We start from the raw sequence: 21814 nt of genomic DNA on the forward strand, positions 1-21814 counted from the left end.
GAAGCAAAATGACCGTCAGGGTTTTGATTTTACCGGGGCTGTTCAATTCAGGCGAGACCCATTGGCAGTCGCAGTGGGAGCGGCAGTTTCCAGAGTTGCGCAGGGTTGAACAGCGAGACTGGGAAACGCCAAACGCCAAGGATTGGGTTGAGCACCTGAATCGGGAAGTGGAGGCTGCCGACGGGGATGTCGTGCTGGTAGGCCACAGCCTGGCCTGTACCTTGGTCACCCGCTGGGCGGAGCAATACCCCCAGGCGCGCAAGGTGCGTGGCGCATTGCTGGTGGCTCCGAGTGACACCGAGGCGGACAGCTATCCGCCAGGCACCACTGGGTTTGTGCCGATGTCGACACAACGTCTACCTTTTCCCACGATCATGGTGGCGAGTACGGACGATCCGTACGTTACCCATGACCGGGCCAAAACCTTTAGCCAGGCGTGGGGGAGCGAATTGGTCTGGGTGGAAAATGCTGGCCATATCAACGGCCAATCAGGGTACGGCCGCTGGCCCCAGGGTATCAAGTTACTGTTCACGCTGACGGGCGACCCGCAGTTTCAACTCGAATAGCCTGGAAAAGTACCGGCAGCGAATGCATTCTCTGGAGGAGGGGCCGCCACGTCTTCGACGCCGCGCTGTCGTGCAGCAAACACAAAATCTGTAGGAGCAGCCTTCGGCAGTTCCTACAGATATCTGTGATGTTCAAGCGGCATTACGCCGTGTGCCAGACAATTTCTTCTTCGCCATCGACGCTGATGCGGATCCAGCGGTCGGCGGTTTCGTCGCTTTCTTCTTCGACCCAGGTGCCCGGCGCGCAGCGGACTTCGACGTTCAATGCGGCGAAGGCAGCGCGGGCGCAGGCGATGTCGTCATCCCATGGCGTTTGGTCGCTGTCCAGATGCAGGCTGTTCCATTTGCCCACTGCTTTTGGCAGCCACGTCACCGCGACGCCGCCAGCGACGCATTTGAAGGTCTGGCCTTTCTTTTCCCACTCGCTGCATGAACCCAGTGCAGCACTGAGCCAAGTGGCGACGGCTTTGTAATCGACGTCGTAGTCTTTAAGGTAAATCTCGATATCAGGTTGGCGCATGGATGCCTCGTCAAAAATTGGAAAATCCATTCGCGGATTCTGTATGTCGCGTTAAATGAGTGCTTATAAGCAAATTATTGAAGCACGAAATAATCGTAGCGCATGGAGACCGTCACTTCGAACGGCGCCACTTGCTCAATGACATTGGCCCGGCGCTCGGCGCTGGCTCGCCAGCCATGAGGTGTCATCGCCAGCAGGTTGGCGCGGGACTGGCCGTCAACCAATGTCAGCTTGAATTCCAGGATTTCGCTGTGTTGCAACTGCATGCCTTCCGGGATCAAGGCCAGATGCTTGTCATCGGCATAATCGCGCACTTCGTCGTACAGCCGCTCGCGTAGCTCCATCAAGTGGCCGCTGGTAGGACCGACGCGCATCAGGCCGCCACCGGGCGTCAACAGGCGCTTGGCTTCGTTCCAGTCTAGCGGGCTGAATACGCTGACGAGAAACTGGCAGCTGTCGTTGGGCAAGGGCACGCGCGCCATGCTGGCGATCAACCACGTCAGTGACGGGTCACGACGACAGGCTCGCTTGACTGCCTCGCGGGAAATATCCAACGCATAACCATCAGCCTCGGGCAAGGCCGTGGCAATTTGCGCGGTGTAGTAACCCTCACCGCAGCCAATATCCAGCCAGCGTGCCGGAGCACGTTCTGCGGCCAGTTCGGCCAAACGTTTGGCCACCGGTGCATAGTGCCCGGCGTTGAGAAAGTCCCGGCGGGCTTCGACCATGGCCTGGTTATCCCCAGGGTCACGGCTGTTTTTATGTTGCACCGGCAACAGGTTCAAATAACCCTGTCGCGCGCGGTCGAAGCGGTGCCCGACAGGGCAGACCACACCGTTATCGGCATCGCTGAGCGCGGCTGAGCAGATTGGGCACGTGAGCATCATGCGAGCAATTTGACCAGGGTTTGGTAATAGATCTCGGTCAGCACGTCGAGGTCGGCGGCCAATACACGCTCATTGACCTGATGGATGGTGGCGTTGACCGGGCCCAGCTCGACCACTTGGGTGCCCATGGTCGCAATGAAGCGACCATCTGAGGTGCCGCCGCTGGTGGACGCCTTGGTTTCCCGGCCGGTAACCGCTTTGATGCTGGCCGAAACGGCATTCAACAGATCGCCCGGCTCGGTCAGGAACGGCAGGCCAGACAGCGCCCATTCCACGTGGTAGTCCAAACCGTGTTTGTCTAGCAGGGTCACGACGCGCTGTTGCAGGCCTTCAACGGTGGATTCGGTGGAGAAGCGGAAATTGAATATCGCTACCAGATCGCCGGGGATCACGTTGGTGGCGCCAGTGCCAGAATTAACGTTGGAGATCTGAAAGCTGGTGGGCGGGAAGAACGCGTTACCGTCGTCCCAATGCTCAGCGGTCAGTTCAGCCAATGCCGGAGCGGCCAAATGAATCGGGTTTTTCGCCAAATGCGGATAGGCAACGTGACCTTGTACGCCGCGTACGGTCAGGGTGGCGCCCAGTGAGCCGCGACGGCCATTCTTCACCACATCGCCCACCAGCGTCGTGCTCGACGGTTCACCGACGATGCACCAGTCCATGCGCTCATTACGTGCCATCAGGCGCTCGACCACCGCTTTAGTGCCATGATGCGCCGGGCCTTCTTCGTCGCTGGTGATCAGGAAAGCGACCTTGCCTTTATGGTTCGGGTGTTCGCCGACAAAACGCTCGGCTGCCACTAACATCGAGGCAAGGCTGCCTTTCATGTCGGCTGCGCCACGTCCACAAAGCATGCCGTTTTCATCGATCAATGCATTAAACGGGTCATTCTGCCATGCCTGGACCGGTCCAGTCGGCACGACGTCAGTGTGCCCGGCGAAACACAATACGGGACCGTCCTGCTTGCCGTGAGTGGCCCAAAAGTTATCCACATCCTCAATGCGCATCGGTTCCAGCGCAAAACCGGCATCGCCCAGGCGCTGCATCATCACTGCCTGACAATCTGCGTCGATCGGGGTCACCGAGGGGCGGCGGATCAAGTCGCAAGCGAGTTGAAGGGTGGGCGAAAGTTCGGCTGGGGCCGTCATGTAAATAACTCCGGTGACAACGCGATGAACCTGTAGGAGCCAACTCGTTGGCGAGGCGTCTTGACAGACTGGCCGTGTCAGGCGTCTCGCCAACGAGTTGGCTCCTACAGGGAGTGTGCGAGCATGCTGAAAAGCCGCATAGCTTAAAGCAAAACGGCGACCCGAAGGCCGCCGTTTGTTACACCCGACGTAATCAGGCCGGTGTTGGCTCTACCACCTGGGCCGGTTTTGGCAGTGATGACAGGAAGGCCATGATCAACGCAGCCAAATACGGCAGCGATTGCACCAGCAGCATGGTCACCCAAAACCGCATGTCAGCGCTTGGCAAGCCTTGTACCAGGCAAATGCCTAAAGCGGCGCCCCACAACAGCAGCATGATGAACATCTCTTCCCGTGCTTCGGAGATCGCCACCCACATGCCGTGGCTGTCAGCGTTTTTCGGGGTACGGAAGAACGGGATGCTGGTGGTGAAGAAACCATACAACACGGCTTTGGCGATGGTGTGCGATAACGCCAGCCCGGCCAATGCAGCAGCAAACGCATCCTTGAGATTGACCCCGACGGCGCGACGGTACAGGAAGATGATCTTGCCGACCTTGAACACGAACAGCGCCAATGGTGGAATCGCGAAGATCAGCAACGGTGGATCGACCCGTTGCGGCACGATGATCATCGCGCCAGACCACAGCAGGGCGCCAAAGGTGAAGAAGATGTTCATGCCATCGGCCACCCACGGCAGCCAGCCCGCAAGGAAGTGATAGCGCTGACCACGGGTCAGTTGCGTGTCCTTGCCCCGCAGCAGGCTCGAGGTGTGGCGCTTGATGATCTGGATCGCACCATAGGCCCAACGGAAACGTTGTTTCTTGAAGTCGATAAACGTGTCCGGCATCAAGCCCTTGCCATAGCTGTTATGGGCGTAGGCAGCAGAAAGGCCTTTTTCGAACACGCGCAGACCCAGTTCGGCGTCTTCACAGATGCACCAGTCAGCCCAGCCCAGCTCTTCAAGCACAGAGCGACGGGTCATGGTCATGGTGCCGTGTTGGATAATCGCGTCGCGGTCGTTACGGGTGACCATGCCGATGTGGAAGAAGCCTTTGTACTCCGAGTAGCAAAGCTTCTTGAACGTGCTTTCGTTCTGGTCGCGATAATCTTGCGGCGACTGCACCACGGCGATTTTCGGGTCGGCGAAGTGCGGCACCATGTGCTTGAGCCAGTTGCGATCAACACAATAATCCGAGTCGATTACCGCGATGACTTCCGCGTCAGGCGCGGTGTGGGGGATCAGGTAGTTCAGCGCGCCACCTTTGAAGCCTGCCAGCGGTGCGACGTGGAAGAACTTGAAGCGAGGACCCAGCAGTTCGCAATGCGCCTTGACCGGTTCCCAGACCGCAGGGTCTTTGGTGTTGTTGTCGATGATCAGGACTTCAAAGTCCGGATAGTCGAGAGCGGCCAACGCATTCAGGGTCTGTTTGACCATTTCCGGTGGCTCGTTGTAACACGGTACGTGCACCGAGACTTTCGGTCGGTAGGCGTCGTCGGTTTCCACGGGCAGGAATTCTCGTCGACGCTTGTGGGTCCAGACCGCTTCTGCGAGTTCATGGGCTTCGGCCATCAGGACGATGAACACGCCCAATGCCCCCAGCGCCAGCAAGAATCCAACGGTCAGGCTGAACCAGGTGCTGTATTGCTGGCTGTAGTCGTAACCAATCCACACCAGCACCGACCCACAGAGGAAGGCGGTGAAGGTCAGGAACGTTCGGCCACGTTGACGCAAGGCTGATCCGTCGATGAGCAACAGCGCCAGTGACAGCAACGCCAGGACACCTGAACCAATGGCCAATATGCGCCACTGCGGGATCGCGACCACGGGGCCGGTGAAGTTGAATTTCTGCTGACGATCAGCGTTGTATACGCCCCAGTACGCGCCGACCGAGCCTTCATCGCTGGCTTTCCACGGTTGATCGAATGCTTCAATTACGAAGTAGTTGTAGCCTTGGCGGTTCAGCCTGTTGACCAGCGTACGCAGGTAAATCGCCTGGTCTGCTGGAGTGGCATCCGAACCGCCGCGCATGCGACCGTTACTCGGCCAGCCAACCTCCGAAAGCAGCAGCGGCTTTTTCGGGAACATTTTTTTCAATTCCCGGGCGCGGTCGAGAACGAACTGACCGGCCTTGTCCACCGGGATGAATTCCCAGTACGGCAGAATGTGCGCAGCCACCAGGTCAACGTGTTTACCCAGTTCCGGGTATTTCTCCCAGATGTGCCACTGCTCGGAGGTCGTCACCGGCACTTTGACTGCGGCGCGCACACGGTCGAGCAATACGCTCAGTTGCTTGACGGTGATTTCACGACGGAACAGGGCTTCGTTACCCACGACCACGCGAACGACGCTGCGCGATGTGTTCGCCAGCTCAATGGCCCGGGTGATCTCGCGCTCGTTGCGCTCTTCGTCGGGGCTGATCCAGATACCGAGGGTTACGCGCAGGCCGAACTCTTCTGCCAGTTTGGGAATATCCCCCAACGAGCCGTCGACCGAATAGGTCCGAATGCTGTCGGTTTGCTTACTCATCAACTCCAGGTCCTGACGCATTTCATCGTCGGACGGGTAGATACTTTTCTGCGGGTTCTGTCCCGGTCGGAAAGGTGAGTAAGAGAAGCCTGAAATCTGCTCAGGCCAGTCGGGTGCTGAGACTGGGCGGTTTATCAGCGCCCAGAAACCGGTAAATAGTGCGGCAATTGCCACAACGACCACCAGGTTGAGTCCAAATTTACGCGATGACATAAATACTTCTGGTTCCAAAGGGTGGAACGGGGAATGCCGACGAACGCCGGTCGGCGCGCATCCTACTCTGGGCTTTGTGTGGCTGTACAGCCGGCCGGTCGGCTATTGGTCAACGGCAATGCAACTAAGTTCTGCAACTGTATTAAAGCAGGGGATGCAGTGTCCCGTCATTCGCAAATAAATCAGGGTCAGGGTGCCCGTCGGGTTGCGGCTCATCCGGATAAAGATGCCGCAGATCTGATACGGCCCTATAATACGCGCCGGTTTTTGGGGTTATGGTCATGAACACAGAAGATCCACGGTTTGCTGGCGTCGCACGGTTGTATGGCATTGAAGGCCTGGACCGGTTGCGTACCGCGCATGTGGCCATCGTCGGTGTCGGCGGAGTCGGTTCGTGGGCGGCGGAAGCCATTGCCCGCTGTGGCGTCGGTGAAATCTCGTTGTTCGATATGGACGACGTCTGCCTGAGCAACAGCAACCGCCAATTGCATGCGTTGGACAGCACCATCGGTCGGGACAAAGTCGAGGTCATGGCCGAACGCCTGCGGGGGATCAACCCGGATTGCATCGTTCATGCGGTGAGTGATTTCGTCACTCGCGAGACCATGGCTGAATACATCACCCCAAACATCGATTGCGTGCTCGACTGCATAGACAGCGTCAATGCCAAGGCGGCGTTGATCGCATGGTGCAAGCGCCGCAAGATCCAGATCATTACCACCGGTGGCGCGGGCGGCCAGATTGACCCGACGTTGATCCAGGTCTGCGACCTTAACCGCACCTTCAACGATCCGTTGGCATCTAAAGTGCGCTCGACCTTGCGCCGGGATTACGGTTTTTCCCGCACCATGACGCGTCACTACAGCGTGCCGTGTGTGTTCTCTACCGAGCAGCTGCGCTACCCAAAACCCGACGGCAGCATCTGCCTGCAAAAAAGCTTTGTCGGCGATGGCGTGAAACTCGACTGCTCTGGCGGGTTCGGTGCGGTAATGATGGTGACCGCGACCTTCGGCATGGTTGCGGCGACCAAAGCGGTGGATAAGATTGTGGCCGGCGTACGGCGTCCATCCGAACGTATCAAGCCGGCTCAGGCTGTGCCTGAAGCCAACTGACGCATCCGTTGCAGCACAGCATTCAGGCCATTGCTGCGAGAGGGCGATAGATGACGGCTCAGGCCCAGTTGCTTGAACCAATCGGACAGGTCGACGTGCTGTAGCTCCTGCGCTGACAGGCCGTTGACCCGGGCCAACAACAACGCCACCAACCCCCGAATCAAGCGCGCGTCACTGGCTGCGCGAAACTGCCAGCTCGCCTGTACGACGCTGCCCAGCAGCCAGACTTGGCTCTCACAGCCATGCACGCGATGCTCTTCAGTCTTATCGTCTTCACTCAGGGCTGGCAAGCGTTCGCCCCATTGCATCAACAGTCGTGCGCGCTGTTCCCAGCTTTGCGGCTGGTTGAAGGCGTCCAGTGCCAACTGCGCATCCGGCGGCAGGGTCATTGCAGCAGCTCCACTGCTTGATCCAATGCAGCAAAGAAGCGCTGCAGATCGTCCGAATCGTTATACAGGCTCAGGGAAGCCCGAATCGCGCCGGTCAGGCCGAGGCTATTGATCAGCGGCATTGCGCAATGGTGCCCGGCGCGGACGGCAATGCCTTGCTCGGTCAACAGGTGCGCCAGGTCAGCGCTGTGCACGCCATCGACTACGAAACTGGCCAGGGCAACCTGAGGATCACCCAATACCCGCACGCCCTGACGGCTGTTCAAGCCCTCCAGCAATAACCGGTGCAGCGCAGCTTCATGGGCCAGCACCGCGTGGTGATCGAGACCGCTTAGGTAGTCGAGGGTCGCCCCCAGGCCGATGACTCCGGCAACGGGCGGAGTGCCTGCTTCAAACCCCAGCGGCGCAGGACGAAACGTCGCGCTCTGGTAGTCAGTGGCCAGGACCATTTCTCCGCCAAACTGCCAATGGCGTAGCTGCGCCAACGCCTCGTCGCGACCGTACAACACGCCGACGCCGTCCGGGCCGTAGAGTTTGTGGCTGGAGAACACATAAAAGTCGCAGCCTAAAGCCTTCATATCGTGTCGGCCGTGAACCGCGCCCTGGGCGCCATCGACTACGGTCAATGCGCCTTGAGCTTTGGCCATGCTCAGCAACGCCGGCAGAGGTTGCCAGGCGCCCAGCACATTGGATAACTGGCTGACCGCCAATAAGCGCGTACGAGGACCGATCAGCTCGGCAGCGACCTCAATATCAATCAGGCCGCGCAGATCAAGGGGTAAAATCACCAGCTTGGCACCACGGCGTTGCGCCAGTTGCTGCCAGGGCAAAAGGTTGGCGTGATGTTCCAGCGCAGAAATCACGATTTCATCCCCAGGCTGGAAGCGGTGTTCAAGCCCGTAGGCCAGCAGGTTTAACGCGGAGGTTGCGCCATGGGTGAAGACGATCTGCGAGCCGTCCATGGCGTTAAGCCAGCGGGCAACCTTGCTGCGGCTGTCTTCAAACGCCTGCGTGGCATTGGCCCCCGGCAGGTGTTGTGCCCGATGCACATTGGCCGCGCCGTTGACATAGTAATGGTTCAGCGCGTCGAGCAGGGCTTGGGGTTTTTGCGTTGTAGCGGCGTTGTCCAGATAGGTCTGGCCTTGCCGTTGCAGTGCGGCGATGGCTGGAAAGTCAGCGCGCCAGGGAGAGGGCAAAAGCATAAGGATTCAGCTCGATGGATCAGGGCCGGCAGCGCTCATGCGCTGTCGACCCTGGATGCGGCATCAGATCAGTTGTGAGCGTGCAGTGCTTCGTTCAACTCGATAGCCGACTTGTGGGATTTGCATTCCACTGCGCCCGTTTGCGAGTTGCGACGGAACAACAGGTCAGGCTGGCCGGCCAGTTCGCGGGCCTTGACCACTTTGACCAGCTCATTCTTATCGTCAAGCAGTGCGACTTTGGTGCCGGCTGTGACGTACAGGCCTGCTTCCACGGTATTGCGATCACCCAACGGAAAGCCAATACCCGCGTTAGCACCGATCAGGCAGCCTTCGCCGACCTTGATCACCATGTTGCCGCCGCCAGACAAGGTGCCCATGGTCGAGCAACCGCCGCCCAGGTCGGAACCCTTGCCGACGAATACACCTGCCGAAACGCGACCCTCGATCATGCCCGGGCCTTCGGTGCCGCCGTTGAAATTGACAAAACCTTCGTGCATTACGGTGGTGCCTTCGCCGATGTAAGCGCCCAGACGTACCCGGGCGCTGTCAGCGATACGCACGCCGGTCGGCACCACGTAATCGGTCATTTTCGGGAATTTATCCACCGAGAACACTTCCAGCAGTTCACCCTTGAGGCGTGCTTCCAATTGACGTTCGGCTAACTCAGCCAGGTCCACAGCGCCATGGCTGGTCCAGGCGACGTTAGGCAATAACGGGAAAATGCCTGCCAGGTTCAAACCGTGTGGCTTGACCAGACGGTGCGACAGCAAATGCAGCTTGAGGTAAGCCTCAGGCGTGGTGGTCAACGGGGCGTCTTCAGCGAGGAATGTAACGACCAGCGGTTTGTGGCTTTCTGCCAGACGGGTCAGCAAAGCCGCTTGACCGGCATCGACGTTTTTCAGCGTCTCAGCCAGTTGCGAAGCCTGAGTGGTATTGAATGCAATTGCCTGATTGCCGCCGGTGTAACCCAGCGCTGGCGCGATGGCAGCGACCAGTTCCGATGATGGATTGAGCAGCGGCTGTGCATAGAACACTTCGAGCCAAGAGCCTTGGCGATTTTGCGTGCCGACGCCGAACGCCAGGCTGAACAGGGTCATGGACATGTAAATACCTCTAACTTATTAGAAAGGGGGTTCAAGCAGCGCTTTGGCTTACTTGAAGGCCGCCTCGTACAATTCAGGCTTGAAGCCAACCAGGGTTTTATCGCCAAGATCGAGCACGGGACGCTTGATCATCGACGGTTGTGCGAGCATCAGTTCGATGGCTTTGGCTTGATCGAGATCGGCTTTTTGTCCGTCGTCGAGTTTGCGAAAGGTCGTTCCTGCCCGGTTCAAAACCACTTGCCAACCATGTTCGTTGCACCACTGGGTCAGGTGCTCACGGTCGATACCGACCGCTTTGTAGTCATGAAAATCGTAACTGACGGCTTTATTGTCCAGCCACGTGCGAGCCTTTTTCATCGTGTCGCAGGCTTTGATTCCGTAAAGCGCTACCTGCTTGATGTCATTGGGCATGATTCATCCCCTAAATCTCCCCAATACAGCGCCAAATGCGACCGAGGATTATGCCACGGCAATCCAGACTGTGCTTCGACTGTCTCTACAACGGTCGGCCCATAGGGTGCATGGGTGTTGTGACAAAACGCCATCACGAGACTGTTTTATTAACGAAACGATTACCGGCGATTCAGTGTTATTCGGTGGGTTTTGCTATTTGCGTTCAAGGGGCGCTACATCGGCTGCGCAATGCGTGCACTTCACCGCTGTGATGTTGATTGTTTTGCCGCAGACAGGGCAGGGACGCGTAGCGGTATCAGTCAGCGCCAACCTTTTCCGAATGCCGCTCAAGGCCGCCATGAGCGTGCCCGCGATGATTACAGCGGCAGCACCGAGGATGTAGAGTTGTCGGTCAGCCATGAGACCAAGGTCAGTCACTTTAGCGCCGGCACTGTTGGTAACGGACGTGTCCATGTTCAGCGCCAGCATGATGCCAATGGTACCCAGCACCAATATCAATATCCCGAATCCGCGCACTGACTTCCCTCCGCTAAAATTGAGCGAGGACTTTATCATCCGGACAGCCAGTGGGGCCGAATTCATATCCGCAAACAGGCAGCACGGTGCGTTTAAGCTTCGCGTACCAGCACCATGCGTTGACTCTCAAGGCAACCGAAACAACAAATAATCATCCTTATCAAACCGGCTGCTAAGCAGAACGGGCGATGCAGCCAGACGGGAATCGGGCAACTCCTGATAAACGGTTTTGGCGATTACAACGTAGACCGGGCCCTGTACCGCCGCGAGTTCTGTCGGCGTCTCGAGAAAGGTGGGCTTCAGGTCCTGCGGGAAATTGACCACGAACTTGATGGCCTTGCCGTCTTTGGGCATTGCGTACAGGGCGATAGGTGCGGGGTCGCGCTGGATAATATCCTGGACCGCTGCGGTGAAGCTGCGGGTGTCATACGCTGCTCGTTCTAACGGCTCGTATTCCCAGATGAAGGTCATCCATAGCGCCAGCACCGCACACGCCGCGAGGCTTGCCGCGCGCCATTGTGCTTTGAATAAAACAGCCACAGCGATCACTTGCAGCAGCACCAACACCGAGGTGATCACGCCTATGGACGCCAGGTGTTCGGCGATACGGTGTTGGGCGAACAGGAGCCCGGCGATCAACGCACTCGGTGTCAACAAAAAAAGGCCTTGGAGTAATCCCCGCAGCCAAGCGTACAGGCGTCCATCCAACGCTTGAAAAGGATAGGCGGCAATGATCGCGGCCATAGGCACCATTGGCAGCATGTAACGGGCTTTTTTCGCCTGGGGAATCGACAGGCCGACCATCACAATCAATCCTGCGGCGGCAACGAACATCACCAGCCGCAGTGCGGGGGTCAGCGGTTGCCGACCAAGCAGGGCAATGGCTACCAGCGACACAATGGCCACCGGGTAAGCCAGTGCGTAGTTACCCAGCGAGCTGCTGAAGTAATAAAACAGGCTGCTCTTGCCCTCGCTGCCATCCATGCGCGAAGTGAATTGCATGCGCACCACTTCATTAAGAAAATCCTGGCCGCCGCTGACTTTCGCCAGCAGTAACAGGACCCCGATACACACCGCCAGCAATGCAACGGCCTGCAGACCAAACATAAACATCCGTCGCCATTGGCCGCTCAGCAGGTAATAGCTGCAAAGCATTCCGGTGGGAACCACCAGGCCGATGGGCCCACGAATGGCGAAGCCCAGCACCAACAGCGCCAGCAGCAATCCCGTGCGTCGGCGTGCGCCAAAATGGTCAGCCGCATAACCCAGATAAAACACTGCGAACGACACAGTCGCCAGCATCTGATCCAGCGAGATGGCGCGGGTTTCAGTGATGAAAGTACTACTCAGCAGCAGCAGCGCCACACTGAGCAATGCCCATTGCCGTGAATAAGCAGCAACCAATCGATACATCAGCCCGACCAATACTGCCGAAGCAATGGCGGTGGGCAGCCATGCGGTCAGACTGGTTACTCGGCCTAATGGCAGGGAGAGCAAATAAACAAAGAAAGTCGAAGTGGCGGAGTAATCGGGATATGGCTCGCCATACGTTGTCGGGAAAAAGCTCGGGCCATGGCGGAGCATTTCTTGAGCGAACACCATGAAGCGCGAGTCGAAACCGATCGTGGTCTGATCAACGTTGCCGAGGGTGAACAGCACCAGTGCCAGCACCGCCAAGCCAATAGACTGTCGACGCACGGTTGCCAAAGAGGCCGCTGAGGGCAGGTTTAGAGGTAGGGAAAGCAACGTATTTCTCCATGGCAAAACATAACGGTGTGCGCTCGCAAATCAGCGTTAACAAACGCCGGATAGATGCGAGGCCTGAGCCCGCGCGCCATGACGCGGCGGCAGGCTCAGACTTCGGTCGGATTACAGTGCGTCAGCGTCCGAAACGCTTTGAGCAGTCCATTGCTGAAACGGGATCGGCAGTGCGCGGGAATCGCCACGGCCCATGGGGAAGTATTTGAAACCTTTGCGCGCCAGACGCTCAGTGTCGTACAGGTTACGGCCGTCAAAAATCACTGGCGCCTTGAGGCGCTCCTGGATCAAATCGAAGTCAGGGGCCTTGAACTGCTGCCACTCGGTGCAAACGATCAGGGCATCGGCGCCGCCCAGTACCGACTCAGGTGTGCCCATCAGGGCCAGGCCCGGATGGTTGCCGTAAATGCGTTGGGTTTCTTGCATGGCTTCCGGATCGAACGCCCGAACCGTAGCGCCAGCGGCCCACAGCGCTTCCATCAATATGCGACTCGGTGCGTCACGCATGTCATCGGTATTAGGCTTGAACGCCAGACCCCAGACGGCAAAAGTCTTGCCGCGCAAATCGCCTTTGTAGAACGCATTAACGCGTTCAAACAGCTTGGTTTTCTGCCGTTGGTTAATCGCTTCCACTGCTTGCAACAAGTCGCTGGAGCATTGCGCTTCTTTAGCGCTGTGGATCAAGGCGCGCATGTCTTTGGGGAAGCACGAACCGCCGTAACCCGCGCCTGGGTAGATAAAGTGGTAACCGATACGTGAATCGGCGCCAATACCCAGACGGACGGATTCGATGTCCGCACCCAAGTGCTCGGCCAGTTCTGCAATCTGGTTGATGAAACTGATCTTGGTCGCCAGCATGCAGTTGGCCGCGTATTTAGTCAGCTCGGCGCTGCGCAGGTCCATGAAAATAATGCGGTCATGGTTGCGGTTGAACGGGGCGTACAAATCGCGCATTACGTCGCGCACGTCTTCGCGCTCGCAACCAATCACGATGCGGTCCGGGCGACGGCAGTCGGAAACCGCCGAACCTTCCTTGAGGAATTCCGGGTTGGAGACGATATCGAACTCCAGCGGACGACCGGCCAAGGCTTTTTCAGTGTGCAGGCGCAACGCGTCGCCGGTACCCACCGGCACGGTAGATTTCTCCACCAGAATCAGCGGTTCGACCCGATGCCGGGCGACCATGTCACCGACTGCGAACACGGCTTTCAAGTCAGCCGAACCGTCATCACTGGACGGTGTGCCGACCGCGATAAACAGTACTTGGCCGTGCTCGATGGCGAGTTTTTCATCATTAGTAAAATGCAGGCGTCCGCTTTCCAGGTTTTCCCGCACCAGCGCGGCCAGGCCTGGCTCGAAAATGCTGACGTGGCCCTGCTGCAGCTGTTTCACTTTTTCTGCATCAATGTCCATGCAGATAACATCGTGGCCCACTTCAGCCAGGACAGTCGCCTGCACAAGGCCTACATAGCCACTGCCTAATACTGTAATTTTCATGCCGAATTCCTGGATTTTGTCACAGAGCTATTTGGTAAAGAGCTGTGTGATGAAGAGCTGCGTTGAGAGTTGATGGTGATAACGCCGAGGATAACCAGGGTCACACCCAAAGATTTGGAGACGCTGAATTGTTCGTGGAACGCCGGCAAACTGGCTGCCAGCAGATAAACCAATGCGTAACTGATGCTGAGTAATGAGTAGGCCCGGCCCAATGGCAGGTCGCGTAAAGCAATTAGCCAACACAGCATCGACAGGGCATAGGCCAGGATTGCTGCAGAGACGACGCCGACAGCCAGCAAATCAATGCTGCCATTCACCACGGCGTCCATCCATTGGCTAGGGTAGGGCAGGCGCGTCATGCTCCAGCGCATGCCCAGTTGCGCGCCGCTGACCAACAGCACACTGCCCATGGCGAACGTAACGCCGCGTCGCAAGTTCATGCGTGTTGCCCCAGTAAAATAACGCCACCCATGACCAGCGCGATGCCAAACCAATGTCGGCGGTCGATGGATTCCTTGAACAGGAAGTGCGCCACCAGCGTAATGACCACGAAGTTAATGCTCAGCATCGGGTAGGCGATACCTACTTCCATGCGCTGTAGCACCAGTAGCCACAACAGTAATCCGAAACCGAGGCTGGCCAGCGCCAGCCACAACCACGGCGAGCGAATCGCGCGGACGATGCCGACACTCTGTCCGCGCCAGCCTTCAACGGCAAACTTCTGCGCGACCTGGCCCAGGCAACTTAACAGGCAGGCAGCCAGCAACAGCAGCAGCGTCATGTCGCGGACTGTCCGAAGATCAAGATCACGATATTCCCTTCCTCATATCGCTGGCCGTCTTTGGGCAGCAGATCGACTTCATCTCGATCCTCTTGGCTGTTGACCCGCATGACCACCCCGACCTGGCCCTCACTACGCGCCACACTCATCCATTGCTGCACCTTGGCAACGTCGACCTTTCGCTCAGCGGAATCCGGGTAAGTCAGGCCGTATTTTACCTCGCCCACGGTGTTGTATAGCGCGATATCAGGTCGCCGTATGCGCCATGACAGCGCCGACGCAGCACCCAAGTCATTGCTCAGCAGCCGTTTGCTTTGGCTGAGGGCAGCGGCATGCCGGGCGATAAAGCCGTCAGGTGTTTTATTGAACACCGTGCTGTTGGGCAGCCCCATGGGGATTAGCGCGATAAACAGCCAGGCACCGACCGCGGGCATTACCCACAGCGTGAGTGGTCTGACTACCTGAAGGGCATTGGCCGCGATCCAGCCAGCGGCGGCGACCACGGCCAGCGTCAGGTGCAGCGGTTCGTTTTCATAGATCGGATTTTTGCGTTGCAGGTAGGCCAAGGTGGCTAGAACGATCACGCCGAGCGCAATGTTTAACAGCCCGTTAAGGCGTAGCGCGCGAAAACTGGCACGTTCGAGTCGATCAATCAGCGCCGGACCCATGAGTAGCGCCAGCGGCAACATGCATGGCATCACGTAGGTCGGCAGCTTGCCCCTGCTCAGGCTAAGAAATGCCAGCGGCAGCAACATCCACAGCAGCACGAATACTGTGTTCGGTTGGCTTTTGTTCTTCCACGCTTGGCTGAAGGTGGCCGGCAACAGTGCTGCCCACGGCAGGCTGGCCATCACCAGCACCGGCAAATAAAACCACCAGGGGCGAAGGTGTTGGGCGTCCTCACCTGCAAAGCGTCGAATGTGTTCATGCCAGAAAAAGAAGCTCCAGAAATCCGGCTCACGCTGTTGCACCGCCAACGCCCACGGTAAGCACACCAGCACTGCCACCAGAACCGCCAGCGGGCCGTACCTCAACAGTTCACGAAAGCGTTTTTGCCACACCATATAAGGCAGGGCGATCAGCGCGGGCAGGAGCCAGGCGAGGAAGCCTTTGGTCATGAAACCCATGCCGCAGGCGAAACCCAACAACAGCCAAGCGGCGATACGCTCGCGGCCGCTGCTGTTTACCGCGAACCACAGGGCCGCGATGCTCAGGTTGACCCACAGGGTGAATTGCGGATCGAGGTTGGCGTAACCGGCTTGTGCCGCGATCAGGCCAAAGCTCAAGAAAATCAGGGCGCAAGTAAAGCTCTTGCGCGGGTCTTTCCATAAACGACGTGCGACGGCGTAGGTCAGCAGTGCACTGAACCCGACGCTAAGCGCTGAGGCAATGCGTACACCAAACAGATTTTCGCCGAAAATGGCCTGGCCCACAGCGATTAGCCAATAACCGCCCACGGGCTTTTCGAAGTAACGCAGGCCCATGAAATGCGGGGACACCCAATTGCCGGTCAGCAGCATCTCCTGGCTGACTTGCGCATAGCGGCTTTCGTCTGGAATCCACAGGCCATGAGTGCCCATGGGTAAAAGAAAAGCCAGGCAAAACGCACACAGCAGAAAAGCTAACGCCCAACGCCCCGTCATGTGCGCTGCACCCCTAGCCAGCCTTCACGGCCGCTCAGGGTGCCACGGACTAATTGTCCTGCTGGCAGGGAATCGATCCGGGCCGGCAACAGGTTGCCAAGGGGTTGAAACTGGATATCGCGTGTCTTTGCCTCAGCCAGCAATTGCCGGAAGTCATTGGCCATTAGAATCCCTTCTACTTCTGCGTGAATCGTATAAATGTTCAGTTTCTCGGCGCCGAAGCGATCAAGAATGAAGGCGTTGAAATCTTTGGCGCTGACGTCTGGCCCGACTACTTCATCGAAGGTCGGAAGATCAACCGGAATCTGTGGTGCGCCCAGACTGCCGTCCAGCAGCGTGGGGCGAAACAGACTCTGCCCGCGACAGTCACTGTTGTAACGGAAACCGAACTGCTGCTTGGCCTCCACCACACGCTCATCGGCGCGCCAGCCAGCCGTGGCCGAACAGTCCACACGTTGACCGGTGATGTCACTTAAACACTCCACACCGCGACGAATCTGCTCGATCAGCTGCGCCTCGCTCCAACGCCCGGCGTTGGCTTGCCAGCCGTGGTGATCCCACGCGTGCAAACCCACTTCATGCCCGGCGTCGACCGCTTGGCGCATCAGGTGACCCAAGTCGCGGCCGATGGGCTTTCCTGGCCAGGCGGTGCCGGCCAGTAAAATGTCCCAGCCGTACAAACTGGCCGCCTTGGAACGAAGCATTTTCCAGAAGAACTGAGGACGGATAAGGCGCCATAAATGGCGCCCCATGTTGTCCGGTCCGACACTGAAAAAAAACGTCGCCTTGACCTGTGCTTCGTCGAGCATCTCCAACAACCGTGGCACCCCTTCTCGGGTGCCACGGTAGGTGTCAACGTCAATCCGCAGTCCTGCCTGCATCAGCGCTTATCCGCGATTTCAACCATGGCTTCACGTAAGAAAAAGTCCAGAGTGTTGCCGATGGTTTCGCTCATTTCTACCGTAGGTTCCCAATTCAGCAGGCGCTTGGCATTTTTGATGCTCGGCTTGCGGTGGGACACGTCCTGATAGCCAGTGCCGTAGAACGCCTTGCTCTCCACGTCGCGGAAACCGGCGAACGGAGGGAAGTTGGCGCGCAGCGGGTGAGCTTCGAACTGACGCAGCAGTTCTTCGCCCAACTGACGAATACTGGCTTCGTTGTCCGGGTTGCCAATGTTGATGATCTGACCGTTACACGCGTCTTTTTCGTTGTCGATGATGCGTGCCAGCGCTTCGATGCCGTCGGCGATGTCAGTGAAGCAGCGTTTCTGCTCGCCGCCGTCGAACAGGCGGATCGGCGTACCTTCCACCAGGTTCAGGATCAGCTGGGTGATTGCACGGGAGCTGCCGATACGCGCCGAATCCAGACGGTCCAGTCGCGGGCCCATCCAGTTGAACGGACGGAACAGGGTGAAATTCAAGCCCTTCTGGCCGTAAGCCCAGATCACCCGGTCCAGCAGTTGCTTGGAAACCGAGTAAATCCAGCGCTGCTTGTTGATCGGACCGACCACCAGGTTCGAAGTGTCTTCGTCGAAGTTCTGATCCTGGCACATGCCATAGACTTCGGACGTCGACGGGAAAATTACGCGCTTGTTGTACTTCACGCAGTAACGAACCAGCTTCAGGTTCTCTTCGAAATCCAGTTCGAATACACGCAGCGGGTTGCGGGTGTATTCGATTGGGGTGGCGATGGCCACCAGCGGCAGAACCACATCGCACTTCTTGATGTGATATTCGATCCACTCGGAGTGGATGCTGATATCGCCTTCGACGAAGTGGAAGTTCGGATGGCTGCGCAGGCGCTCGACGGCGTCGGAGCCGATGTCCAGACCATAGACGTCGTATTTGTCGTCACGCAGCAGGCGCTCGGACAAGTGGTTACCGATGAAGCCGTTGACGCCGAGGATCAAGACACGTGTACGACGTGGCTTACGGCCCGATTCGGCACCGCGCAGCACAGAGCCGTCAACCAGGCCCAACTCATTGGCCAATTGCGGGCCGCTCAGGTACAGGCCGTTCTCATTGCGCTGACCGGCTTTGACCACCAGAGAGTCTTCACCGCAGGCGATGCGCAATGGATCGACACTGATCACTCGGCCTGGCTCAACACCCTCGTTGCCTTTGACGACGTCGGCATCCCACACGATCAGCTTGTGCTCGCCCACCGCGCAAAAGGCGCCTGGGTAAGGCTGGGTGACGGCGCGAACCAGGTTGAACAGGTCTTCAGCCGAGCGCTTCCACACCAGTTTGCCGTCCGCTGGGGTGCGACGTCCGAAGTAAGTGGCTTTGGATTCGTCCTGCGGTGTTTCGCTCAGTTTGCCCTGGGCCAATTGCGGCAGTGCATCGCTCAACAGGCTGGCTGCGGATTCGCGCAGTTTGCTGTGCAAGCTGAGTGCGGTATCGGAGCGTTCGATGGTGACCCGTTGTTGGGCCAGAATGCCACCGGCGTCAGCGCGCTTGACCATGCGGTGCAGGGTAACGCCGGTTTCGGTTTCGCCGTTGACCAGCACCCAGTTAGCCGGAGCGCGACCACGGTACTGCGGCAGCAGGGAGCCGTGCAGATTGAACGCGCCCTTGCCGGCGCAGGCCAGCAGTTCGTCGCTCAACAGGTTGCGGTAGTAAAAAGAGAAAATGAAATCAGGTTTGAGCTTGGCGATGCGCTCGATCCACAGCGGGTGGTTAGCATCTTCAGGGGCGTGAACCGGAATGCCTTTACGTGCACACAACTGCGCGACTGAACCGTAGAAGGTATTTTCCTTCGGGTCGTCGGCATGGGTAAACACTGCGGCGATTTCATAACCTGCGCTCAACAGTGACTCAATGCCGGTGCAGCCGATATCGTGGTAAGCAAAGACAACAACTTTCGGATTCATAACGTGACCTGAGTGGAAGATGAAGATTCTTGTGATTCGTTGACGCTAACCGCAGACGCGACAGGCTGACTGCGAAGCACTTTCTCGATGAAAAAGCGCGGGCGGGCCCTGACGTCGCTGTACATGCGGCCAAGGTACTCACCGAGCAACCCCATGCCGATGAACTGGCCACCGGTAAACACGAACAACACTGCGAACAAAACGAAGGTGCCGTCACCGGCCCAGACTGCGCCGAAGATCAGGCGCAAGACGATCAGCATAATGGCGAAGAACCCACCGACTAACGCCATGCTGAAACCGATAATGCTCAGCAAGCGCAGGGGCGTGGTGGTCATGCAGGTGATCAGATCGAACATCAGATTGACCAGGCGCATCGGGCTGTATTTCGAATCGCCGTGTTCACGTTCCGCGTGCTGGACCAGCACTTCGGTGGTGTGGCGGGCAAAGCTGTTGGCCAGGATCGGGATAAACGTGCTGCGTTCGCGGCAGGCAAGCATGGCGTCGACGATAGTCCGGCGATACGCCCGCAGCATGCAGCCATAATCGCTCATGGCAACGCCGGTTGAGCGCTGCACGGCCAGGTTGATCAACCGTGACGGCCAACGGCGCCAGGCAGAATCCTGACGGTTGTTACGCACGGTGCCGACGACGTCATAACCCAGAGCGGCCTGTTCTACCAGGCGCGGAATCTCTTCCGGCGGGTTTTGCAGGTCGGCGTCCAGGGTAATGACGACATCGCCCTTGGACTGTTCGAAGCCCGCCATGATGGCGGCGTGTTGGCCGTAGTTGCGGTTAAGGATCACCGCAACGATATGGCTGCCTTCGCGCTCTGACGCGTCTTGCAGAATTTGCGCGGAGTCGTCGCGGCTGCCGTCATCGACCAGCACGATTTCGAACGGGAACGGCAATTTTGCGCAGGCGGCTTCGGTTCGGCGCAGCAGTTCAGGCAGGCTTTCCTGTTCGTTGTAGACCGGTATGACGATCGATACGAACTGAATCGGATAAGGTCTCACAGGCGCTTCCTAAGAGTAGTTTCAATGGCGCTGGCAACCCGCTCGACGTCGTCGAGCGTCATGTCAGGGAACAGCGGGATTGAGCACAGACGTGCGGAGTTCCACTCGGTGTCAGGCAGATGGACATCCGGGAAACGTTGACGGTAATAGGTGTGCATGTGGGTGGCGACAAAATGAATGCCGCTGCCGATGTTCTGTTCCTGCAGGCCTTTCATGAACGCTTCGCGGTCAATACCGCATTGCTCGGCGTCAATGCGCACGATAAACAAGTGCCAGGCATGTTGCTGCGGATACTGCGGCAACACCAAGGGTTGTATCGGCAAGCCCGCCAGACGCTTCAGGTAGGCCTGGGCCAATACTTCGCGCTTGGCGTTGATCTCGTCCAGACGCTGCAATTGCACCAGCGCGATGGCAGCGTTGATGTCGGCCAGGTTGTACTTGAAGCCAGGCTCAATAACCATCGCCTGGGGTTTGCGGCCATGGGTCATACGGTCATAAGCGTCTACGCCCAGACCGTGAAACTTCAGCATTCGTACGCGATTGGCAAGGTTCTCGTCATCGCTGACGAACATTGCGCCTTCCGCGCAGGTCATGTTCTTGATGGCGTGAAACGAGAAGATCGCCGTGCCTTTAGCGCCCACCGGACGGCCGCGATAGGCGGTGCCCGCCGCGTGGGCAGCGTCTTCGATCACGGTGATGCCATGGCGGTCGGCCAAGGCGTAAAGCGGGTCGAGATCAAACGCGGCGCCAGCGTAATGCACCGGAATGATTGCTTTGGTCCGTGGCGTGATCGCCGCTTCGATGGCTGCAACGTCGCTCATCAGTGTGTCGCGGTCTACGTCGACAAACACCGGAGTTGCGCCGAGCAGGCAAATCATGTTGGCGGTGGACACCCATGTTTGCGATGGCGTGATGACTTCATCGCCTGGGCCAATGCCCAGCGCCAGCAACGTGACATGCATCGCGCCCGTAGCGGAGGACAGCGCCACGGCGTGCAGTGCCCCTACGCGCTCTGCAAATTGCTGCTCAAGTTCCTGACTTTTTGGGCCAGTGGTGATCCATCCCGAGCGCAAAACCTGCTCTACAGCGGCTATTTCCTCGTCGCCAATACTTGGGCGGGAAAACGGAAGGAAACTTTGATTCATGGAATCCTCTGGTGCAGGGAGGCAGGGCGGCCGTACATACATGCCGTGCGCAATGCCAAGTGATCGATTGTCTATTTACTGAAAAACGAGGCCAATATTAACAGAGACGGTAACCGGCCCTCGAAATGCCGGTGCAGTGAAGCATAGTTCTGCGCTAGTGAAAATTGCGTTTACATTCGCCGCGCTCAATACGCCTAGATGCAGTGACCTGCGAATGGCTTATTGACCCAGTATTTATTGCTGGTTCGGCCTGCGAGCGGTTGGAAGGCGCAGATTTCATATAGTTGAGGCCCCCTACATGAGCTTGTTTTGCTCACGGTTTGCCTCTGCTGACACTAACAGTTCGAACCTGAACAGTAACTGTCAGCGCAAAGACTAGTGGCCGTTGCGCCTGTAGCGAGTAGCGGCCTAGAGGCAACGGCCGGTTTAAACAGTGGGTTTAATAGCTTGCTATGTAGTGCTTAAA

General features: G+C 58.0%; 20 protein-coding genes. 2 read left to right on the top strand and 18 right to left on the bottom strand.

What is annotated here, in order from left to right:
* The first annotated feature begins 8 nt into the window (after positions 1 to 8).
* Positions 9 to 566, top strand: coding sequence for an alpha/beta hydrolase (locus JWR17_RS16030; protein WP_299832915.1), 558 nt, complete (start codon positions 9 to 11; stop codon positions 564 to 566).
* Positions 567 to 708: 142 nt separating this feature from the next.
* Here JWR17_RS16030 and JWR17_RS16035 read toward each other — a convergent pair whose 3' ends face one another.
* From JWR17_RS16035 to JWR17_RS16050, 4 genes are all read right to left on the bottom strand, one after another.
* Positions 709 to 1086, bottom strand: coding sequence for a hypothetical protein (locus JWR17_RS16035; RefSeq protein ID WP_299832916.1), 378 nt, complete (start codon positions 1084 to 1086; stop codon positions 709 to 711).
* A 74-nt stretch (positions 1087 to 1160) separates the two neighbouring features.
* The gene (locus JWR17_RS16040; protein WP_299832940.1) at positions 1161 to 1970 is read right to left on the bottom strand and encodes a putative RNA methyltransferase; all 810 of its coding nucleotides are present in this window, start codon (positions 1968 to 1970) and stop codon (positions 1161 to 1163) included.
* Positions 1970 to 3121: a succinyl-diaminopimelate desuccinylase gene (dapE, locus tag JWR17_RS16045; RefSeq protein WP_299832917.1), complete on the bottom strand. Its 1152-nt coding sequence runs from the start codon at positions 3119 to 3121 to the stop codon at positions 1970 to 1972. The genes JWR17_RS16040 and dapE overlap by 1 nt, the downstream gene beginning before the upstream one ends.
* A 193-nt stretch (positions 3122 to 3314) precedes the next feature.
* Entirely contained in the window at positions 3315 to 5903 is a 2589-nt protein-coding gene (locus JWR17_RS16050) for a glycosyltransferase (RefSeq protein ID WP_299832919.1), read from the bottom strand.
* Positions 5904 to 6178: 275 nt separating this feature from the next.
* Between JWR17_RS16050 and tcdA the strand changes: the two genes are divergently transcribed.
* Positions 6179 to 7015, top strand: coding sequence for a tRNA cyclic N6-threonylcarbamoyladenosine(37) synthase TcdA (gene tcdA / locus JWR17_RS16055; RefSeq protein ID WP_299832920.1), 837 nt, complete (start codon positions 6179 to 6181; stop codon positions 7013 to 7015).
* Here tcdA and JWR17_RS16060 read toward each other — a convergent pair.
* The 14 genes from JWR17_RS16060 to arnB form a co-directional block, all read right to left on the bottom strand.
* Complete coding sequence (locus tag JWR17_RS16060) at positions 6991 to 7404, bottom strand: SufE family protein (protein ID WP_299832921.1); 414 nt, start codon at positions 7402 to 7404, stop codon at positions 6991 to 6993. The genes tcdA and JWR17_RS16060 overlap by 25 nt on opposite strands.
* Positions 7401 to 8606, bottom strand: coding sequence for an aminotransferase class V-fold PLP-dependent enzyme (locus JWR17_RS16065; protein ID WP_299832922.1), 1206 nt, complete (start codon positions 8604 to 8606; stop codon positions 7401 to 7403). The genes JWR17_RS16060 and JWR17_RS16065 overlap by 4 nt, the downstream gene beginning before the upstream one ends.
* 68 nt (positions 8607 to 8674) lie before the next feature.
* Positions 8675 to 9709, bottom strand: a complete 1035-nt coding sequence (dapD, locus tag JWR17_RS16070) for a 2,3,4,5-tetrahydropyridine-2,6-dicarboxylate N-succinyltransferase (RefSeq protein ID WP_299832923.1) — start codon at positions 9707 to 9709, stop codon at positions 8675 to 8677.
* Positions 9710 to 9757: 48 nt separating this feature from the next.
* On the bottom strand, positions 9758 to 10120 hold the full coding sequence (locus tag JWR17_RS16075; RefSeq protein ID WP_299832924.1) for an ArsC family reductase: 363 nt from the start codon (positions 10118 to 10120) through the stop codon (positions 9758 to 9760).
* A 195-nt stretch (positions 10121 to 10315) separates the two neighbouring features.
* Positions 10316 to 10639 carry a hypothetical protein gene (locus JWR17_RS16080; RefSeq protein ID WP_299832925.1) on the bottom strand — a complete coding sequence of 108 codons (324 nt, stop codon included), beginning with the start codon at positions 10637 to 10639 and terminating at the stop codon, positions 10316 to 10318.
* A gap of 126 nt (positions 10640 to 10765) precedes the next feature.
* A complete protein-coding gene (locus tag JWR17_RS16085) occupies positions 10766 to 12385 on the bottom strand; it encodes a phospholipid carrier-dependent glycosyltransferase (RefSeq protein WP_299832926.1) in 1620 nt (539 codons plus the stop codon).
* A 123-nt stretch (positions 12386 to 12508) separates the two neighbouring features.
* The gene (locus tag JWR17_RS16090) at positions 12509 to 13894 is read right to left on the bottom strand and encodes a UDP-glucose/GDP-mannose dehydrogenase family protein (RefSeq protein ID WP_299832928.1); all 1386 of its coding nucleotides are present in this window, start codon (positions 13892 to 13894) and stop codon (positions 12509 to 12511) included.
* Positions 13891 to 14334, bottom strand: coding sequence for a 4-amino-4-deoxy-L-arabinose-phosphoundecaprenol flippase subunit ArnF (gene arnF / locus JWR17_RS16095; protein WP_299832929.1), 444 nt, complete (start codon positions 14332 to 14334; stop codon positions 13891 to 13893). Before arnF ends, JWR17_RS16090 begins: the two co-directional genes overlap by 4 nt.
* Complete coding sequence (gene arnE / locus JWR17_RS16100) at positions 14331 to 14675, bottom strand: 4-amino-4-deoxy-L-arabinose-phosphoundecaprenol flippase subunit ArnE (RefSeq protein WP_299832930.1); 345 nt, start codon at positions 14673 to 14675, stop codon at positions 14331 to 14333. The genes arnF and arnE overlap by 4 nt, the downstream gene beginning before the upstream one ends.
* Positions 14672 to 16318, bottom strand: coding sequence for a lipid IV(A) 4-amino-4-deoxy-L-arabinosyltransferase (arnT, locus tag JWR17_RS16105; RefSeq protein WP_299832931.1), 1647 nt, complete (start codon positions 16316 to 16318; stop codon positions 14672 to 14674). The genes arnE and arnT overlap by 4 nt, the downstream gene beginning before the upstream one ends.
* On the bottom strand, positions 16315 to 17199 hold the full coding sequence (gene arnD, locus JWR17_RS16110; protein ID WP_299832932.1) for a 4-deoxy-4-formamido-L-arabinose-phosphoundecaprenol deformylase: 885 nt from the start codon (positions 17197 to 17199) through the stop codon (positions 16315 to 16317). The genes arnT and arnD overlap by 4 nt, the downstream gene beginning before the upstream one ends.
* Positions 17199 to 19190, bottom strand: a complete 1992-nt coding sequence (gene arnA, locus JWR17_RS16115; protein WP_299832933.1) for a bifunctional UDP-4-amino-4-deoxy-L-arabinose formyltransferase/UDP-glucuronic acid oxidase ArnA — start codon at positions 19188 to 19190, stop codon at positions 17199 to 17201. Before arnA ends, arnD begins: the two co-directional genes overlap by 1 nt.
* On the bottom strand, positions 19187 to 20203 hold the full coding sequence (arnC, locus tag JWR17_RS16120) for an undecaprenyl-phosphate 4-deoxy-4-formamido-L-arabinose transferase (protein ID WP_299832934.1): 1017 nt from the start codon (positions 20201 to 20203) through the stop codon (positions 19187 to 19189). The genes arnA and arnC overlap by 4 nt, the downstream gene beginning before the upstream one ends.
* Complete coding sequence (arnB, locus tag JWR17_RS16125; RefSeq protein WP_299832935.1) at positions 20200 to 21348, bottom strand: UDP-4-amino-4-deoxy-L-arabinose aminotransferase; 1149 nt, start codon at positions 21346 to 21348, stop codon at positions 20200 to 20202. The genes arnC and arnB overlap by 4 nt, the downstream gene beginning before the upstream one ends.
* Between the last annotated feature and the right edge of the window lie 466 nt (positions 21349 to 21814).

It is taken from the genome of Pseudomonas sp., from assembly GCF_028293835.1.
Lineage (GTDB): Bacteria > Pseudomonadota > Gammaproteobacteria > Pseudomonadales > Pseudomonadaceae > Aquipseudomonas.

Bases quoted from the DNA above. Each gene is read 5' to 3' on its own strand.
- JWR17_RS16030 (WP_299832915.1), top strand. From the start codon at position 9: ATGACCGTCAGGGTTTTGATTTTACCGGGGCTGTTCAATTCAGGCGAG.
- JWR17_RS16035 (WP_299832916.1), bottom strand. From the start codon at position 1,086: ATGCGCCAACCTGATATCGAGATTTACCTTAAAGACTACGACGTCGAT.
- JWR17_RS16040 (WP_299832940.1), bottom strand. From the start codon at position 1,970: ATGCTCACGTGCCCAATCTGCTCAGCCGCGCTCAGCGATGCCGATAAC.
- dapE (WP_299832917.1), bottom strand. From the start codon at position 3,121: ATGACGGCCCCAGCCGAACTTTCGCCCACCCTTCAACTCGCTTGCGAC.
- JWR17_RS16050 (WP_299832919.1), bottom strand. From the start codon at position 5,903: ATGTCATCGCGTAAATTTGGACTCAACCTGGTGGTCGTTGTGGCAATT.
- tcdA (WP_299832920.1), top strand. From the start codon at position 6,179: ATGGTCATGAACACAGAAGATCCACGGTTTGCTGGCGTCGCACGGTTG.
- JWR17_RS16060 (WP_299832921.1), bottom strand. From the start codon at position 7,404: ATGACCCTGCCGCCGGATGCGCAGTTGGCACTGGACGCCTTCAACCAG.
- JWR17_RS16065 (WP_299832922.1), bottom strand. From the start codon at position 8,606: ATGCTTTTGCCCTCTCCCTGGCGCGCTGACTTTCCAGCCATCGCCGCA.
- dapD (WP_299832923.1), bottom strand. From the start codon at position 9,709: ATGTCCATGACCCTGTTCAGCCTGGCGTTCGGCGTCGGCACGCAAAAT.
- JWR17_RS16075 (WP_299832924.1), bottom strand. From the start codon at position 10,120: ATGCCCAATGACATCAAGCAGGTAGCGCTTTACGGAATCAAAGCCTGC.
- JWR17_RS16090 (WP_299832928.1), bottom strand. From the start codon at position 13,894: ATGAAAATTACAGTATTAGGCAGTGGCTATGTAGGCCTTGTGCAGGCG.
- arnF (WP_299832929.1), bottom strand. From the start codon at position 14,334: ATGAACTTGCGACGCGGCGTTACGTTCGCCATGGGCAGTGTGCTGTTG.
- arnE (WP_299832930.1), bottom strand. From the start codon at position 14,675: ATGACGCTGCTGCTGTTGCTGGCTGCCTGCCTGTTAAGTTGCCTGGGC.
- arnT (WP_299832931.1), bottom strand. From the start codon at position 16,318: ATGACGGGGCGTTGGGCGTTAGCTTTTCTGCTGTGTGCGTTTTGCCTG.
- arnD (WP_299832932.1), bottom strand. From the start codon at position 17,199: ATGCAGGCAGGACTGCGGATTGACGTTGACACCTACCGTGGCACCCGA.
- arnA (WP_299832933.1), bottom strand. From the start codon at position 19,190: ATGAATCCGAAAGTTGTTGTCTTTGCTTACCACGATATCGGCTGCACC.
- arnB (WP_299832935.1), bottom strand. From the start codon at position 21,348: ATGAATCAAAGTTTCCTTCCGTTTTCCCGCCCAAGTATTGGCGACGAG.